Here is a 16,213-nt window from a genome sequence, read left to right as displayed (position 1 = left end):
GCGTGGCCCGTACACCGACCGCTACCGTGCGGGCCATGACGCCTGACGAGGACACCGCCTCCGCCGCCCACCCCCAGTTCGCCGCAGCCCTCCGGGAGCTGGGTCTCGACGTCGAGATCCGCCGCTTCCCCGACGAGACCCGCACCGCCCTCCAGGCCGCCGAGGCCATCGGCTGCGAGGTCGCCGAGATCGTGAAGTCGCTGATCTTCGCGGCGGACGGGGTGCCCGTCCTCGTCCTGATGGACGGCGCCTCGCGGGTGGACGTCGAGCGGGTGCGCGAGGAGCTGGGCGCGGAGAAGGTCACCCGGGCGGACGCGAAGGCGGTCCGGGAGACGACGGGGTACGCGATCGGGGGCGTGCCGCCGTTCGGGCACCGCACCCGGACGCGGGTCCTGGCCGACCGGGGCATCCTCGACCACACCGTGGTGTGGGCGGCGGCGGGCACCCCGCACACGGTCTTCGCGATGGATCCGAAGACGCTGGTCGCGCACGCGGGCGGCACCCTGGTGGACGTCCGCGAGCCCTCGGAGTGACCCCGCTCGTCACGGCCGCGGTCCTCGTCGCGGCCGTCACGCACGCCGGCTGGAACGCGATCGCGCACGGCATCAAGGACCAGCTCCTCTCCTTCACGCTGATCTCCGGCGGCGGGGCGCTGATCGGTCTGGCCGTGGCCTGCTTCGTACCGCTGCCCGCGGCGGGGGCGTGGCCGTACCTGATCCTCTCGGCGCTCCTCCACATCGGCTACTACGTCCTGCTGATGCGGTCGTTCTCGCTCGGCGACTTCGGCCAGATGTACCCGATCGCACGGGGTACGGCCCCGCTCGTGGTGACCGTCCTGGCGGCGGTCCTCCTCCACGAGGCGCCCGGCGGCCGGCAGTTGCTCGGGGTGGCGGTGGCCTGCGCGGGCCTGACCGGCCTCGCCCTGTGGGGCATCCGGGGCAAGGGCGCCCGCCCGCACTGGCCGGCGCTCCTGGCGGCGGGCGCGACGGGCCTGTCGATCGCCCTGTACACGGTCGTCGACGGCGTAGGCGTCCGCGCCTCCGGCACCCCGCTGGGCTACATCGCGTGGCTGATGATCCTGGAGGGCCTCGTGATCCCGGCGTACGCCCTGTGGACCCGGCGTGCGGCCCTCCTCCCCCAGCTCCGCCCGTACGCGGCCCGGGGCCTGATCGGCGCGGCCCTGTCGGTCGCGGCGTACGCCCTCGTCCTGTGGGCCCAGACGAAGGCCCCCCTGGCCCCGATCGCCGCCCTGCGCGAGTCCTCCATCATCGTGGGCGCGGCCATCGGAGCCCTCTTCTTCAAGGAACGCTTCGGCGCCCCGAGGGTCGCGGCGGCGGGCCTGATGGTGGTGGGGATCGGGCTGATGCTGCACGCGGGCTGAGCGGCGCGACATCCCGTCAGGGGGACAGCACCTCCGCGAAGTGGGTGTTCACCGCCAGCAGGCCGCCGTCCACGCGGAGCGTCGTGCCCGTGATCCAGGCGGCGTCCGCGGAGGCCAGGAAGGCCACCGCCGCCGCCACGTCCTCCGGGGTGCCGACGCGGCCCAGGGGGTAGACGCGGGTGGCCAGGGCCGTGAGGTCGGCCTCCCGTCCCGCCCAGGCCGCGGTCGCGATCGTGCCCGGGTTGATCTGGTTGACCCGGACTCCGCGCGGCGCCGCGTCGCCCGCCAGGGTGCGGGTGAGGGACGCGAGGCCCGCCTTGGCGGCGCTGTACGCGTGATTGCCGAAGTCCGCCTCCGCGTTGACCGAGCCGATCGTGACGATCGCCCCGCGCCCGCCGGCCGCCGCGAGGTGCGGCATGGCCGCGCGGGAGCAGCGGACCGCGCCCATGAGCGTGACGTCGAGCTGGCCGGTCCAGCCCTCGTCGGGTTCGTCCTCGAAGCGGTCCCGGTCGGCGGCGACGGGGGCGAGGGCGTTGTTGACGAGGACGTCGAGGCCGCCGAAGGTCTCCACGGCGTGGGCGACGGCCGCGTCGACCGACGCCCGGTCGCCGACGTCGCAGCGCAGTGCCACCGCGCCGGGGAGTGCGGCGGCCGTCCCGCGGGCCGCCTCCTCGTCGATGTCCGTGACGAGGACCCGCGCGCCCTCCGCCGCGAGCCGCCGGGCGGTGGCCGCGCCGATGCCGCGCGCCGCGCCCGTGACCAGTACCGCGTACCCCTCGAACCGCTTCCTGAGATCCATGGGGCGATCCCAGCATCCCGTGAAACCTTTTCGCAACACATTGTTCACGGAATTCATGGACGAATGACCAGAGAACGCGGACTCGCGGCCATTCGGCCAGGGCCGAAAGCCTTTGACACGCCTCCGGCCCGAATACCACGATCGATACCGCCGACGATCACTTTTCGAACCAGGGGGAAGAAATGGCTGCCCAGCAGCGCGCGTCCGAGTCGTACGAGTCCGGCGTCGAGGAGATCTGCGAATCGCTTTCCTCCCGGAGCTTCGACCTGATCTCCGGCGACAAGGTGAAGTCGCTCCTCCTCCGGCGTTCCGAGACCGCGCTCGACGACCTGGAGCCGTTCCGCGACAGCTGGTCCCGCATGCCGCTCGACGGATACATGGCGGACGGCGGGCGCTACCGCGCCGCCGGCACGCGACGCTGAGCGCGCCCCGGGCGAGCGCCGACTACCACGTCGAGGCCCACCAGCCGCACTACCAGGGCCTCGACTACAACAACCTCAACGGTGGCGTGGCCCGGCACTACGAGCCGTTCGAGGACCAGATCCTGCGCGGCCGCACCATGGACAGCCTGCTGACCCTGGGCTGCGACATCTTCGGCCGGCTCGCCCCGTACTCGGGCTGGCACATCGAGGCGCACCAGTTCCGCATCGAGGTGAACGGCGAGGAGGTCGGCCTGCCGACCCCCGAGGGCGTCCACCGCGACGGCGTCACGTTCGTCCTGATGGCGATGATCGGCCGCTCGAACGCCATCGGCGGCGAGAGCACCGTCTTCAACCTGGACAAGCAGCCGGTGGAGAAGTTCTCCCTCACCGACCCGCTCGACGTGGCGCTCGTCAACGACGAGCGGGTCTACCACGGCGTCACGCCCATCGAGCAGGTGGACCCCGCCGTCCCGGCCTCGCGCGACGTCCTGGTGATCACCTACCGTCACAAGCCGTAAGTGTCCGGTGCGGCGCGGGGGGCGGCCACGACGGCGCCCCCCGCGTCCGTTCACCACCCGAGTGGGAAGACGGGAATATGGGTCAGCTAATCGCCGTGGCGGTCATCACCATTCTGGCAGTCATCAGTCCCGGCGCGGACTTCGCGATGACGGTCCGGAACAGTTATCTGTACGGGCGGACCGCCGGCGTTCTCGCTGCCGTCGGAATTTCTCTGGGCGTGCTCGTCCACGTCACCTACACGATGCTCGGCGTGGGTCTTCTGGTGACCCGGACCCCGATGCTTTTCACGGCGATGAAACTGATCGGCGCCGCGTACCTGGTGTACATCGGCTACAAGACGTTCGTCACCAAGGCGCAGGTGGACATCGACCTGTCGAGCGACGCCGGCCTCTCGAAGGCGGGGGCGCTGCGCACCGGATTCCTGACGAACGCGCTCAACCCGAAGACCATGCTCTTCGTGCTGAGCACGTACACCCAGGTCGTCAGCGCCGACACCCCGGTCTTCCAGCAGATCGGCTACGGCCTGTTCATGTCGCTCGCGCACCTGGTCTGGTTCGCGCTGGCGGCGGTGCTCTTCTCCAACCAGAGCCTGCGCACCCGGCTGCTGCAGCGGCAGAGCGTGCTCAACAAGGTCATCGGGACCGTGCTGGTCGGGCTCGGGATGGTGCTCGCCCTGACGCCGTCCGTGGCCTGAGCCCGGAGCTCAGACGGTCGACACCCGTTCCACGCGCGGCTCGGCGATCGTGCGGTAGTCCTCGGCGGAGAGGGCGAGCGAGCGGTCGAGACGGGCCGCGTTGAAGAAGAACTCCGGGTGGACCAGCAGGTCCGGGTCCACGATCAGTTCCAGGCGCTCGTCGAAGGCGAAGGGGAGGATCGTGCCGCTCGGCGAGCCCGCGAGCTCCTCCGCGATCTCCGGTGAGGCGAAGGAGACGTACGTGCCGCCGTACAGCGCCTTCACGGCGTTGAGGTCGATGCGCCGGTCGCCCGGCACGACGACGAGCGCGAAGCGCTTCTCCTTCTTGCCGATCTTCACCATGGCGATGATGCACTTGGCCGCCCGGTCGAGCGTGTGGCCCCGCAGCGCGCTGACCGCCTCGGTGGCGCCCTCGGGGGCGTGCTCGATCACCCGGTAGGCCGCGCCGCGCTCGTCGAGCAGGGCGAGCAGCTTCTCGTAGGTGTCGTTCACGACGCTCGTGCCGTCCGTGGTCATGCGATTCCTCCTGCTTTCAAAGGACTTCAACTGGTTCAGAACTCGGGCGCGTTGACCCTACGCCTGCTGTCCATGTGCCGGAGCAGCGCGACACCCGGGCCGTCCAGCTCGTACAGGACGCGGACGCCGTCCCTGCGCCGCCGCACCACGCCGGCGGCGACCAGGGCGGTGAGGTGCTCGGAGACGGTGCTGGGGGCGAGGCCCAGCGCCGCGGCCAGGTCCGAGGTGGTGGTGGGCGCCACGAGGCCGCGGACGACGCCCGCACGGCTGCGGCCGAGCAAAATCTCCAGCCGGTCGCCGCGCGCGGGCCCCTCGGCGGCGTCCCGCCGGCCGGGCGGCGGGTTCTCCCCCAGGAGCACGGCGGCGCCCTCGGCCTGGTAGGCGACGGCCGTCGTGCCGTCCGGTGCGGACCCGGAGTACGGGGCCCCCTTGCCGAACACCAGGGGGACGAGGACGAGCCGGGAGATGTCCGGGACCGCGGTCCGGGCGTACACCGCGGTGCCGACGTGCAGCCGCAGGATGTCACCGTGACGGGTGATCCGCCGCCCGCGCAGGGAGCCGAGCAGCCGCTCCGGGCCCCGGGTGGCGAGGATCCGGGCGCGCAGCAGGATGTCCTCCTCCGTGGCCACCCGCAGGGGCGCCGCGTACGGGGCCAGGGCGGCGTGCCAGTACCGGGGCAGGAACTCGCGGAGTTCGGCGAGGCGGGCGCGGGGATCGGCGTACAGGGGGCGCACCTCGGCGGGGACGCCCCGCGGGAACCACTGCTCCAGCTCTCCGCGGACGCGGGCCGGGGGAACGGCGGCGAGTGCCGCGAGGCCGGCCGTCAGGTCGCCCCGGGAGGGGGACGGGACGGGGAGGAGGAACGACGGCAGCGCGCCGCCGCGGGCGCGGTACAGGGGGGCGAGCCAGCCCGGGACGGTCACCTCGGCCCGGGTCAGCGAACGGCGGGCCGCCCGGTCCCAGTTGGTGTACGGCCAGGGCGCGAGTCCGCGCCGTGTGGAGAGCAGCCCGATGCTGCCGTACGTCTCCCAGAGCCGGCTGTCGGCGATCCGGACCGTCCCGTGTCCGGACCGCCGCAGCGGAATGTCGATCACCACGCACCCCCGCGCCCGCTCCATCGGTCTATGGAGCGGGCACACGGTATCGGCCAGGTGGCCGGGGAACTGCCCGGCGGCCGCTCACAATGTCAAGTCGCCTGCGGGGAAACGTTTTTCGGCCGGTCGGGGCGTTCTTTCAGCCGGTCACCGACCGCACCGCCCGCACCAGCGCCTGGGCGCGCGGGTCGGCGGTGACCGTCTTCCGCATGCCGTTGGTGACGTACCCGAAGGCGATCCCGGCGTCCGGGTCGGCGAAGCCGAGGGAGCCGCCGCGGCCGGGGTGGCCGAAGGAGGAGGGGCCGAGGAGCGGGGAGGCCGGGCCGTGCAGCATGTGGCCGAGGCCGAAGCGCGTGCCGACCAGCAGCACCCGGTCCGGGCCCGCGGACTCCTCGGTGCGGGCGAGGGTCAGGGTGGCGGGGGCGAGGAGGCGCTCGGCGCCGTCGACGGGGCCGAGGGTGGCGGCGTAGAAGCGGGCGAGGGCACGGGCTGTGGCGACGCCCGCCGAGCCGGGCAGTTCGGCGGCCCGGTAGACGGGGTCGTTCTCGTCGGGCTTGGGGTCGATGACCCCGAAGGCGCGCCGGGTGAGGGAGGCCGGGTCCTGGTAGGCCTCGGTGACGGAGCGCTTGGGGCGGAGCCTGAGGGCGCCGCTGCCGGGCGGGTCGATCTCCTCGACGGGGCCGAGCCGGCCGACCCGGTGGGCCTCGGCGTCGGGCAGGCCGATCCACAGGTCGAGGCCGAGGGGCCCGGTGATCTCCTCGGCGACCCAGCCGCCTATCGTGCGGCCGGTGACCCGGTGGACCAGGCCGGAGAGCAGCCAGCTGAAGGTGTGGGCGTGGTAGCCGTGGGCGGTGCCGGGCTCCCAGACGGGGGCCTGGGCGGCGACGGCGGCCGTCGCCGTCGGCAGGTCGACCGCCTCCGCGAGGCTGAGGGGCCGGTCGAGGACGGGCACGCCGGCCCGGTGCGCGAGGAGCTGCCGTACGGTCACCCGGTCCTTGCCGTGCGCCTTGAACTCGGGCCAGTACGAGGCGACGGGGGCGTCCAGGTCGAGCAGCCCGCGCTGGTGCAGGAGCAGGGGGACGGTGGCGGCGACGCCCTTGGTGGCCGAGCGCACGACCTGTGCGGTGTCGGCCGTCCACGGCTCCGTGCCGTCGACGTCCTTCGCGCCCGCCCACAGGTCGACGACCTTCTCGCCGTCGCGGTGGACGGCGACCGCCGCGCCGCGCTCGCCCCGCTGCTCGAAGTTGCGCAGGAACGCGTCCCTGACCGGCTCCCAGCCCGCCGCCACCGTGCCCTGGACGTCCACGTCCCCACTCCTCACTCGCCGATCCGACTCTCCATGGTGCAACGCGGCGGGTGAGGGGCGGATTCCGGGGGCCTCAGGCCACCGAGCCGGGCACGAAGCCGAACGGCAGCTCCAGGCGGTGCCGGGCCATCAGCTCCTCGTCGGCGAGGATGTCGCCGGTCCGCCCGTCGGCGGCGATGACGCCCTCGCTGAGGACGACCGAGCGCGGGCAGAGCTCCAGGGCGTACGGCAGGTCGTGGGTGACCATGAGGACGGTGACGTCGAGCGTCCGGAGGATGTCGGCGAGCTCGCGGCGCGAGGCCGGGTCCAGGTTGGAGGACGGCTCGTCGAGGACGAGGATCTCCGGCTCCATGGCGAGGACGGTGGCGACGGCGACGCGGCGGCGCTGCCCGAAGGAGAGGTGGTGCGGCGGCCGGTCCGCGAACTCCGCCATGCCGACGCGCTCCAGGGCCCGCCGGACGACGGCCTCCAGCGCGGCGCCCCGGACTCCGGCGGCGGCCGGGCCGAAGGCCACGTCCTCGCGGACGGTCGGCATGAAGAGCTGGTCGTCGGGGTCCTGGAAGACGATGCCGACCCTGCGCCGGATCTCGGCCATGTGCTTCTTGCCGACCGGCAGCCCGGCGACGGTGACGGTGCCCGCGCCGCCGGTGAGGATGCCGTTGAGGTGGAGGACGAGGGTGGTCTTGCCGGCGCCGTTGGGGCCGAGGAGGGCGACCCGTTCGCCGTGCCCGACGGTGAGGTCCACGCCGAAGAGGGCCTGGTGGCCGTCGGGGTACGCGTACGCGAGGCCGCGCACGTCCAGCGAGGGGGCGGGGGCGGCGGTCATAGGGTCCATCCCAGGAGGCAGATCAGGAGTGCGGTGAGCGGCAGCGCGGCGGCGTACGCCCACTGGGCGCGGGTGGCGGTGACCTCGTCGATGACCGGCATGGTGCCCGTGTAGCCGCGGCTGACCATGGCGAGGTGGACGCGTTCGCCGCGCTCGTAAGAGCGGATGAAGAGCGCGCCGGCGGACTTGGCGAGGACGCCCCAGTGGCGGACGCCCCTCGCCTCGAAGCCGCGGGAGCGGCGGGCGACGGACATGCGGCGCATCTCGTCGGTGATGACGTCGCCGTACCGGATCATGAACGAGGCGATCTGGACGAGCAGCGGCGGGAGCTTCAGCCGCTGGAGGCCGAGGATCAGGGCCCGCAGTTCGGTGGTGGAGGCGAGGAGCACGGAGGCGGCGACGCCGAGGGTTCCCTTGGCCAGGACGTTCCAGGCGCCCCACAGGCCGGGGACGCTCAGCGACACCCCGAGGAAGGCCGTCCGCTCGCCGGGCACCACGAACGGCATGAGCAGCGCGAAGGCCACGAACGGGATCTCGATGAGCAGCCGCTTGAGCAGGAAGCCGGCCGGGATCCGGGCCTTCGCCGCCACGGCCGCGAGGAGCGCGGCGTAGAGGGCGAAGGCCCAGACGGCCTCGCGGGGCGTCGAGACGACGACCACGACGAAGCCGAGGACGGCGGCGAGCTTGGTGTGCGGGGGCAGCTCGTGGACCGGCGACCGTACGTCCCGGTAGAGCTTGTGCGCGTGCCCCGCACCCATGTCAGACGCTTTCCGGAGCCGCGGTGCGGCGGCGGCGGACGACCCAGAAGGCGCCGGTGCCGACGGCCAGGGTCGTGCCGACGCCGATCACGCCGGCGAGGCCGCCGGAGAGCCGGGGGGCCTCGATGCCCTTGACGCCGTAGTCGGCGAGCGGGGAGTCGGCGGCCGCGTGGTCCTCGACCTTGGCGTCGATGCCCTTGTCGGCGGCGACCTTCTCCAGGCCGTCGGGGCTGGCGGAGGCGTAGAAGGAGACGAAGCCGGCGAGGACGAGGGCGGTGACCACGCCGCCGATCCACAGCTTCCTCGGGGAGCCGCCGGCCGCCGGGGCGGCGGCGGGGGCGGCGTCGACCAGTTCGCCGTCGACGCGGAGCTTGAGCGGCGCGGTCAGGCCGCGGGCGCCGTGCACCAGGTCGGGGCGGACGGCGATCACGGCGCCGACGGTCAGCATGGTGATGACGGCCTCGCCGATGCCGATGAGGACGTGCACGCCGACCATGGCGGTGAGGACCTTGGGGACGGGGACGTCGGTGGTGCCGCCGATCGCGTAGATGAGGGTGAAGGCGGCGGCCGCGGCCGGTACGGAGACGAGCGCGGCGACGAACGAGGCCACGGTCACCGAGCGCCGGGTGCGCGGCAGGACGAGGACCAGGCCGCGGAAGAGCGCGTAGGCCACGACGACGGTGACGACGCCCATGACCGTGATGTTCACGCCGAGGGCGGTGAGGCCTCCGTCGGCGAAGAGGATGCCCTGCATGAGCAGGACGACGGCTATGCACAGGACGCCGGTCCAGGGCCCGACGAGGATCGCGGCGAGCGCACCGCCGAGGAGGTGTCCGCTGGTCCCGGCGGCGACCGGGAAGTTCAGCATCTGGACGGCGAAGACGAAGGCCGCGACGAGGCCGGCGAGCGGCGCGGTCCGCTCGTCCAGCTCGCGGCGGGCTCCGCGCAGGCTGACGGCGACGGCGCCGGCGGCGACGACACCGGCGGCGGCCGATACGGGGGCGTTGATGAATCCGTCAGGTACATGCACGTCGGGAATGATAAGGCGCTCCTGCAAAGGGCTTGCAAGAGCGCATCGGTCACAGAACGGCGGCGCACGGCGGCACGTGACTCCGCGCACACCCTCGACCGGACACGCATGCGACGCGCACCCACCGGGAAGGAGTGACACATTGGTAGACAAGAGGATAAAAGGTGAGGAGTCACCATGGCCGCCGTAGATGACCGCATAGTCGACGACCATGCCAAGGGGCGGATCATCAGCGACGCACCCCTCTCCCGCCCCGTCCCCGTGGGCCTCCGCTACGACCCCGGCTTCTCCCCCGAGACCGTCCGCTTCGTCTTCCCCGGCGCCGTCGAGTGGTCCTTCCCGCGCGCGCTCCTGGAGACGGGGATGCGCACCCCGACCCGCCGCGGCGACATCGGCGTCTGGCCCTGCGGCCGGGTGCAGACGGTCGTCGAGCTCCACCAGGACGACGGGGTGACGGTGGTGCAGTTCGACACCACGGCCCTGCTGCGCTTCCTGAAGCACACGTACGCCGCCGGTACGTCGATGACGACGCACTGACGGCGTACGGACCTCAGGACCGGGAGCCTCAGACCTTCACGAGGTCCGGCTTCCCGACACCGGGCTCATCGGTGGACCCGGCGAGACCCTCGCCCTCCACGTCCACGTTCGGCAGGATCCGGTCCAGCCACTTCGGCAGCCACCAGGCCTTGTGGCCGAGCAGCGCGAGGACGGCCGGGACGATCGCCATGCGGACCACGAAGGCGTCGAAGAGGACCGCGGCGGCGAGGCCGAAGCCGATCATCTTGACCATCTGGTCGTCCATGCCGATGAAGCCGGAGAAGACCGCGATCATGATCACCGCGGCGGCGGTGACCACCCGGGCGCTGTGCCGGAAGCCGGTCACGATCGCCTCGCCGGGCCGCTCGCCGTGCACGTACGCCTCGCGCATCCGGGTGACGAGGAAGACCTCGTAGTCCATCGCGAGACCGAAGACGACACCCACCATGAAGATCGGCATCATCGACATGATCGGGCCGGTCTGCTCGACCCCGAAGAGGCTGCCGAGCCAGCCCCACTGGAAGACCGCGACGACCGCGCCGAGGGCCGCGACCACCGAGAGCAGGAAGCCGAGGGCCGCCTTCAGCGGGACGAGGACCGAGCGGAAGACCAGGGTCAGGAGCACGAAGGCGAGACCCACGACGAGCGCCAGGTACGGCACGAGCGCGTCGTTCATCTTCTGCGAGAAGTCGATGTTCATCGCGGTGGCGCCGGTGACGAGGACGTCGTCGCCGGTGGCGTCGCGGATGTCGTGGACCAGGCCCTCGGTGGCCGTCGAGGACGGCCGGTCCTTCGGGACCACGGTGATCATCGCGGCGTCGCCGGCCTTGTTCGGGGTGGCCGGGGTGACCGCCGCCCAGCCGTCGAGGCGCTTGATCGTGGAGACCGTCCTGTCGGCGGTCGCCTTGTCTCCGTCCACCACGACCAGCAGCGGGCCGTTGAATCCGGGGCCGAAGCCGTCGGACAGCGTGTCGTAGGCCCGGCGCTCGGAGGTGGAGGTCGGCTTGACGCCGTCGTCCGGGAGGCCCATCTCCAGGGAGGCGGCGGGCACGGCGATCGCGCCGAGGCCGAGGACGCCGACGATCAGCACCATCAGCGGGCGGCGGATGACGAAGCGGGCCCAGCGGGTGCCGCCGTTGGGCTTGTCGCTCGCCTTGGCGGTGCCCTTGCGCTGCTTGCGGCTGACGACCTTGTCGCCGGCGAAGCCGAGCAGGGCCGGGATGAGGGTGAGCGCGATGAGGACCGCGATCACGACCGTGCCGGCGGCGGCGAAGCCCATCTTCGTCAGCATCGGGATGTTGACGACGGCCAGGCCGACCAGGGCGATGACGACGGTGAGTCCGGCGAAGACGACGGCGGAGCCGGCCGTGCCGACCGCGCGCCCCGCGGCGTCCTCCTTCGTGCGGCCCTCGGCGAGCTCCGAGCGGTAGCGGGAGACGATGAAGAGGGCGTAGTCGATGCCGACGGCGAGGCCGATCATCGACGCGAGCGTGGAGGTGGTGGTGCCGAGGTCCAGGACGTTCGCGAGCGCGGTGATCGTCGAGACGCCGATGCCGACGCCGATGACCGCGGTGAGCAGCGGGAGCCCGGCCGCGACGAGGGAGCCGAAGGTGATGACGAGCACGAAGCCGGCGAGGACGATGCCGATGGCCTCGCTCGCGCCCTGCTCGGGCATGGTCTGGAGGGCGTCGCCGCCGACCTCGACGGTCAGCCCCTTGCCCTGCGCGTTCTCCCCGGCCTGCTTCAGGGCGTCGCGGGTCTCGTCGGTCAGCTCCATGGCGTTGACCTTGTAGGAGACCGAGACGTAGGCGGTGGAGCCGTTCTGCGAGACGGCGTGCGCGGTGTACGGGTCGGTGACCTGGACGATCTGGTCCGAGCCGGACTTCAGCGCGGAGACGGTCTCCTCGACGACGGCCTTGTGCGCCGGGTCGGTCATCTTCTCGCCCTCGGGGGCCTTGAAGACGACGCGGGCGGTGGCCCCGTCGGCTCCGGCGCCCGGGAAGCGCTCTTCGAGCAGGTCGAAGGCGCGCTGTGCCTCGGTGCCGGGGATCGAGAAGGAGCTGGAGGTGGCGGTGGGCGCGGTGGCGGCACCGACGCCGGCGATCGCGAGGAGCGCCACCCAGAGGAGGGCGACGAGCCGTCGGCGCCGGAAGGCGGTGCGGCCCAGCTTGTAGAGGAACGTGGCCACGGGGGCGTACTCCCATTGTGGGGCGGGACAGGACATGGGGAGCCGGCCCGACGGCGTGAGCGGTTCGTCGTCAGGTGGAGAGGTGGTGCTTCAGGTGGTCAGGCGCCGAGTGAGGGGAGCACCACGGCGTCGAAGTAGGCGCTGAGGAAGGCGCGGTCGACCGGCTGATCCTCGATCAGCGGGCGGGCGATGAACGCACCGATCAGCATGTGCGGGACGAGCTTCAGCGCCGGGTTCCCGGCGTCGATCTCGCCCCTGCGGACCGCTCGTTGCAGCACTTCGTCGAGGCCGTTCATCTCGGGTTCGATGAGCAGCTCGCGCAGCGCGCGGTGCAGTTCGGGTTGGGTGTGGACGGCATGGGCGAGACCCCGCATCAGCGCGGCGTCCTTGTCCATCTGGCAGTCGTCCGTGAGGGCGAGCATCTCCTGGATGTCGCCCCGCAGGGAGCCGGTGTCGATCTCGGTGATGTCGACCGGCTTGTTGTGCCGCATGGCCCGGGCGACCAGCTCGGGCTTGCTCCCCCACTGGCGGTAGAGGGTGGCCTTGCTGGAGTGGGTGCGGGCGGCGACGGCGTCCATGGTGAGGGCGTCGTAGCCGACCTCGCGGAGGAGTTCGAGCACGGCCGCGTACAGCTCGGACTCCCGCTCGGGAGTGAGTCTGCTGCGTGCCATGGCCGGTCTCCGATCCGAACGAAACGGTTTCGTACACCACGACGATATACCCAGACCCACAGCGAAACGAAACCGTTTCGTACGTGTCCTGGGCCACACTCCCCGCCCTGTCCGCATACACGTACGAGTTGCCGCGCCCCCTCCGCGCGGAAAGCATGAACAGGTGAGTGACGACGTCGCGTATCTCCGTTTTCCGCACCTCCACGACGACCTGCTGTGCTTCGCCGCCGAGGACGACCTGTGGATCGCCCCGCTCGCCCCCGAGGGCCAACGCCCCGGCCGGGCCTGGCGCCTCACCGTCGACCGGACGCGGGTCGGACACCCGCGCTTCTCGCCGGACGGGCGGCACATCGCGTACACGAACTGGCGCAGCCTCGACCCCGAGATCCATCTCGTCCCCATCGACGGCGGCCCCGCCCGGCGCCTCACCTACTGGGGCTCCACCGACACCCGGGTCTGCGGTTGGACGCCCCCCGACAAGGACGGCCGCTCCGACATCCTCGCCGTCTCCTCGCACGGACAGCCCTTCTCGTACTACTCCTGGGCCTACACCGTCCCCACCGACGGCTCCCCCGGCCTCCGGCTGCCCTGGGGCCCCGTCTCGGACATAGCGGTCACCGACGACACCGCGATCACCGGCCAGGACGGCGAGCGCCGCAGCCTCCTCCTCACCGGGAAGCCGCCGCACGAACCCGCCGCCTGGAAGCGCTACCTCGGCGGCGCCACCGGCCGCCTCTGGCTCCACGGGGAACGGCTGCTGCCCGACATCGGCGGCCACCTCGACGCCCCCATGGCCGTCGGCGGACGGATCGCCTTCCTCTCCGACCACGAGGGCGTCGGCAACCTCTACTCCTGCCTGCCCGACGGCACCGGGCTGCGCCGCCACACCGACCACGACGACTTCTACGCCCGGCACGCCTCCACCGACGGACACCGGGTCGTCTACCAGTGCGCGGGCGACCTGTGGATCGTCGACGCCCTCACCGCCGACTCCCGCCCCCGCAGGCTGGAGGTGCGCCTCGGCGGCCAGCGCGTCGGCCGCCGCTCCTACCAGGTGCCGGCCGCCCACCACGTCGACGCGGTCTCCGTCGACGAGACCGGCCGGGCCTCCGCCGTCTCCGTGCGCGGCAGCCTGTACTGGCTCACGCACCGCGACGGACCCGCCCGCACGATCATCGACACCCCCGGCGTCCGGGTCCGGCTCCCCGAGATGCTCGGCAGCGGCGGCCAGGTCGCGTACGTCACCGACGCCGAGGGCGAGGACGCCGTCGAGGTCGCCTACCTGCCGCGCGCCAGCGGCGACCGGCCGCCCCGCAGGCTCGCCTCCGGCGACCTCGGCCGGGTCGAGGAACTGATCGCCGACCCGGACGGCGAGCGGCTCGCGATCGCCTCCCACGACGGCCGGCTCCTCCTCCTCGACGCGACGGAGGAGTCCAACGGCGAGGTCACCGAACTCATCAGATCCGTCAACGGGCCCGTCCGCGACCTCGCCTTCTCCCCCGACGGCGACTGGCTCACCTGGTCCCACCCGGGCATCGGCCGCTCCCTGCGCTCCATCAAGATGGCCCGGATCTCCGGCCCCGGCGCCCGCACCGTCGTCGACGTCACCAACGGGCGCTTCGAGGACGAGAACCCGGTCTTCACCCGGGACGGCCGCTACCTCGCCTTCCTGTCCTGGCGCGGCTTCGACCCGGTGTACGACGTGCACACCGGCGACCTGTCCTTCCCGCTCGGCTGCCGCCCCTACCTCGTCCCGCTCTCCTCCGCCACGCCCTCCCCGTTCGCCCTGCTCCCCGACGGGCGCCCGGCGGCCGGCGGCCTCGACCCCGCCGACGACGACACCGAGACCGCGGACGGCACGGTCACCGTCGAGATCGAGGGGCTCCCCGACCGGGTCACGCCCTTCCCGGTCTCCGCCTCCAAGTACTCGGCGCTGCACCCGGTCAGCGGCGGCGGCCTGGTCTGGCTGCGCTGGCCCATCTCGGGCGCGCTCGGCGAGACCTTCGCCAACCCGACCGACACCTCGGGCAAGCCCACCCTGGAGCACTTCTCCATCACCAAGGCCCGCAAGAGCGAACTCGCCAAGGACCTCGACTGGTTCGCGGTCAGCGGCGACGGCACCCGGCTCGTCGTCGCCGACGAGGGCGAGCTGCGGGCCGTGCCGGCCACCGAGTCCGGGGACGGCGACTCCACCGTCTATCTGGACCTGCGGCGCATCCTGCACGAGATCGACCCGGGCGCCGAGTGGCGGCAGGCCTTCGACGAGGCCGGCCGGATCGTCCGCGCCTACTTCTGGGAGCCCGGCATGGGCGGCGTCGACTGGACGGCCGTCCTCGACCAGTACCGGCCGCTCGTCGAACGGGTCGCGTCCCCCGACGAGTTCGCCGACCTGCTCCGCGAGGTGATGGGCGAACTCGGCACCTCGCACGCCTACGTCACCCCCGCCCGCCGCAACGAGGGACCGCCGCACTACCAGCGGCCGATGGGCCTGCTCGGGGTCAACCTCGTGCCCCGGGAGGCCGGCTGGACCGTGCGGCGGATCCTGCCCGGCGAGTCCTCCGACTCCAAGGCCCGCTCCCCGCTCGCCGGCACCGGCATCCGCGAGGGCGCGGTCCTCACCCACGTCGACGGCCGGCCCGTGGACCCGGTCGCCGGCCCGTACCCGCTGCTCTCCGGCACCGGCGGCACCACCGTCGAGCTCACCTTCACCCCCGCCGAGGGCGAGGGCCGGGCCCGCCGCGTCGCCGTCGTCCCGCTCGTCGACGAGCGGCCCCTGCGCTACCAGGACTGGGTCGCCAAACGGCGCGCGGTGGTACGGGAGATCAGCGGCGGCCGCTGCGGCTACCTCCACATCCCCGACATGGGCGGCTCCGGGTGGGCCCAGTTCAACCGCGACCTGCGCATGGAGGTCTCCCGGCCGGCCCTCATCGTCGACGTGCGCGGCAACGCCGGCGGCAACATCAGCGAACTCGTCGTGGAGAAGCTGACCCGCCGCATCCTGGGCTGGGACCTCACACGGAACGCCCAGCCCGTCAGTTACGCCTCCAACGCCCCGCGCGGCCCCGTCGTCGCCCTCGCCGACGAGGCCACCTCCTCCGACGGCGACATGATCACCGCCGCCTTCAGGCTCCTCGGCCTCGGCCCGGTCGTCGGACAGCGCACCTGGGGCGGGGTCGTCGGCATGACCGGCCGTCACCGGCTCGGCGACGGAACCCAGATCACGGTGCCGATGAACGCGGCCTGGTTCCCCGAGTACGGCTGGTCCCTGGAGAACCACGGCGTCGAACCCGACCTCGCGGTCCTGCGCACCCCCCTCGACTGGGCCGAGGGCCGGCACGCCCAGCTCGACGACGCGGTCCACGTCGCCCTCCGGCTGCTCGACGAGACCCCGGCGGCGAGCCCCCCGGGCTACGAGTCCCTCCCGGACCGCTCCCGCCCGAAACTGCCCCCGAGGCCGGAGAACCCCTAGGGC

16 protein-coding genes are annotated in these 16,213 nt (G+C 72.7%); 7 read left to right on the top strand and 9 right to left on the bottom strand.

Annotated elements, in window-relative coordinates; genetic code table 11:
• Positions 1 to 35: 35 nt before the first annotated feature.
• Together IE237_RS31470 and IE237_RS31465 are read left to right on the top strand one after the other, a co-directional pair.
• Positions 36 to 533: a YbaK/EbsC family protein gene (locus IE237_RS31470; RefSeq protein ID WP_189805544.1), complete on the top strand. Its 498-nt coding sequence runs from the start codon at positions 36 to 38 to the stop codon at positions 531 to 533.
• Positions 530 to 1,381 (top strand): EamA family transporter, encoded by an 852-nt coding sequence (locus IE237_RS31465; protein ID WP_189805543.1) that lies wholly within the window; start codon positions 530 to 532, stop codon positions 1,379 to 1,381. Before IE237_RS31470 ends, IE237_RS31465 begins: the two co-directional genes overlap by 4 nt.
• A gap of 16 nt (positions 1,382 to 1,397) precedes the next feature.
• Here IE237_RS31465 and IE237_RS31460 read toward each other — a convergent pair whose 3' ends face one another.
• On the bottom strand, positions 1,398 to 2,180 hold the full coding sequence (locus IE237_RS31460; protein WP_189805542.1) for an SDR family NAD(P)-dependent oxidoreductase: 783 nt from the start codon (positions 2,178 to 2,180) through the stop codon (positions 1,398 to 1,400).
• A gap of 182 nt (positions 2,181 to 2,362) precedes the next feature.
• Between IE237_RS31460 and IE237_RS40990 the strand changes: the two genes are divergently transcribed.
• The 3 genes from IE237_RS40990 (at position 2,363) to IE237_RS31450 (ending at position 3,815) form a co-directional block, all read left to right on the top strand.
• Positions 2,363 to 2,602, top strand: a complete 240-nt coding sequence (locus tag IE237_RS40990; RefSeq protein ID WP_229843029.1) for a 2OG-Fe dioxygenase family protein — start codon at positions 2,363 to 2,365, stop codon at positions 2,600 to 2,602.
• Positions 2,530 to 3,120: a 2OG-Fe dioxygenase family protein gene (locus IE237_RS31455; RefSeq protein WP_229843017.1), complete on the top strand. Its 591-nt coding sequence runs from the start codon at positions 2,530 to 2,532 to the stop codon at positions 3,118 to 3,120. Before IE237_RS40990 ends, IE237_RS31455 begins: the two co-directional genes overlap by 73 nt.
• Positions 3,121 to 3,197: 77 nt before the next feature.
• Entirely contained in the window at positions 3,198 to 3,815 is a 618-nt protein-coding gene (locus IE237_RS31450) for a LysE family translocator (RefSeq protein WP_189805541.1), read from the top strand.
• A 9-nt stretch (positions 3,816 to 3,824) separates the two neighbouring features.
• Here the strand turns inward: IE237_RS31450 and IE237_RS31445 are convergent, their stop codons facing one another.
• The 6 genes from IE237_RS31445 to IE237_RS31420 form a co-directional block, all read right to left on the bottom strand.
• Complete coding sequence (locus IE237_RS31445) at positions 3,825 to 4,331, bottom strand: YbaK/EbsC family protein (RefSeq protein ID WP_189805540.1); 507 nt, start codon at positions 4,329 to 4,331, stop codon at positions 3,825 to 3,827.
• Positions 4,332 to 4,366: 35 nt separating this feature from the next.
• Positions 4,367 to 5,425 (bottom strand): ArsR family transcriptional regulator, encoded by a 1,059-nt coding sequence (locus IE237_RS31440; RefSeq protein ID WP_189805539.1) that lies wholly within the window; start codon positions 5,423 to 5,425, stop codon positions 4,367 to 4,369.
• Positions 5,426 to 5,564: 139 nt separating this feature from the next.
• A complete protein-coding gene (locus tag IE237_RS31435; RefSeq protein WP_189805538.1) occupies positions 5,565 to 6,731 on the bottom strand; it encodes a serine hydrolase domain-containing protein in 1,167 nt (388 codons plus the stop codon).
• A gap of 73 nt (positions 6,732 to 6,804) precedes the next feature.
• On the bottom strand, positions 6,805 to 7,566 hold the full coding sequence (locus IE237_RS31430; protein ID WP_189805537.1) for an energy-coupling factor ABC transporter ATP-binding protein: 762 nt from the start codon (positions 7,564 to 7,566) through the stop codon (positions 6,805 to 6,807).
• Positions 7,554 to 8,315, bottom strand: coding sequence for a cobalt ECF transporter T component CbiQ (gene cbiQ, locus IE237_RS31425; RefSeq protein ID WP_189805536.1), 762 nt, complete (start codon positions 8,313 to 8,315; stop codon positions 7,554 to 7,556). Before cbiQ ends, IE237_RS31430 begins: the two co-directional genes overlap by 13 nt.
• Before the next feature lies 1 nt (position 8,316).
• Positions 8,317 to 9,345: an energy-coupling factor ABC transporter permease gene (locus tag IE237_RS31420; RefSeq protein ID WP_189805535.1), complete on the bottom strand. Its 1,029-nt coding sequence runs from the start codon at positions 9,343 to 9,345 to the stop codon at positions 8,317 to 8,319.
• Between the two features lie 177 nt (positions 9,346 to 9,522).
• Here IE237_RS31420 and IE237_RS31415 point away from each other — a divergent pair, with 177 nt between their 5' ends.
• On the top strand, positions 9,523 to 9,882 hold the full coding sequence (locus tag IE237_RS31415; RefSeq protein WP_189805534.1) for an SsgA family sporulation/cell division regulator: 360 nt from the start codon (positions 9,523 to 9,525) through the stop codon (positions 9,880 to 9,882).
• A gap of 28 nt (positions 9,883 to 9,910) precedes the next feature.
• On the opposite strand, the gene IE237_RS31410 is transcribed toward IE237_RS31415, so the two are convergent.
• The gene (locus IE237_RS31410; protein WP_189805533.1) at positions 9,911 to 12,070 is read right to left on the bottom strand and encodes an MMPL family transporter; all 2,160 of its coding nucleotides are present in this window, start codon (positions 12,068 to 12,070) and stop codon (positions 9,911 to 9,913) included.
• A gap of 98 nt (positions 12,071 to 12,168) precedes the next feature.
• Positions 12,169 to 12,741: a TetR/AcrR family transcriptional regulator gene (locus tag IE237_RS31405; protein ID WP_189805532.1), complete on the bottom strand. Its 573-nt coding sequence runs from the start codon at positions 12,739 to 12,741 to the stop codon at positions 12,169 to 12,171.
• Between the two features lie 163 nt (positions 12,742 to 12,904).
• On the opposite strand from IE237_RS31405, the gene IE237_RS31400 reads away from it, so the two are divergent.
• Positions 12,905 to 16,210 (top strand): S41 family peptidase, encoded by a 3,306-nt coding sequence (locus IE237_RS31400; RefSeq protein ID WP_189805531.1) that lies wholly within the window; start codon positions 12,905 to 12,907, stop codon positions 16,208 to 16,210.
• The last annotated feature ends 3 nt before the right edge of the window (positions 16,211 to 16,213 follow it).

Origin of the sequence: Streptomyces tanashiensis, from assembly GCF_014648895.1 — a bacterium.
Lineage (GTDB): Bacteria > Actinomycetota > Actinomycetes > Streptomycetales > Streptomycetaceae > Streptomyces > Streptomyces tanashiensis.
Note: the sequence above shows the minus strand (reverse complement) of the source record. Positions and strands in the feature narration are given on the sequence as shown.

Bases quoted from the DNA above. Each gene is read 5' to 3' on its own strand.
- IE237_RS31470 (WP_189805544.1), top strand. From the start codon at position 36: ATGACGCCTGACGAGGACACCGCCTCCGCCGCCCACCCCCAGTTCGCC.
- IE237_RS31460 (WP_189805542.1), bottom strand. From the start codon at position 2,180: ATGGATCTCAGGAAGCGGTTCGAGGGGTACGCGGTACTGGTCACGGGC.
- IE237_RS40990 (WP_229843029.1), top strand. From the start codon at position 2,363: ATGGCTGCCCAGCAGCGCGCGTCCGAGTCGTACGAGTCCGGCGTCGAG.
- IE237_RS31450 (WP_189805541.1), top strand. From the start codon at position 3,198: ATGGGTCAGCTAATCGCCGTGGCGGTCATCACCATTCTGGCAGTCATC.
- IE237_RS31445 (WP_189805540.1), bottom strand. From the start codon at position 4,331: ATGACCACGGACGGCACGAGCGTCGTGAACGACACCTACGAGAAGCTG.
- IE237_RS31430 (WP_189805537.1), bottom strand. From the start codon at position 7,566: ATGGACCCTATGACCGCCGCCCCCGCCCCCTCGCTGGACGTGCGCGGC.
- cbiQ (WP_189805536.1), bottom strand. From the start codon at position 8,315: ATGGGTGCGGGGCACGCGCACAAGCTCTACCGGGACGTACGGTCGCCG.
- IE237_RS31415 (WP_189805534.1), top strand. From the start codon at position 9,523: ATGGCCGCCGTAGATGACCGCATAGTCGACGACCATGCCAAGGGGCGG.
- IE237_RS31405 (WP_189805532.1), bottom strand. From the start codon at position 12,741: ATGGCACGCAGCAGACTCACTCCCGAGCGGGAGTCCGAGCTGTACGCG.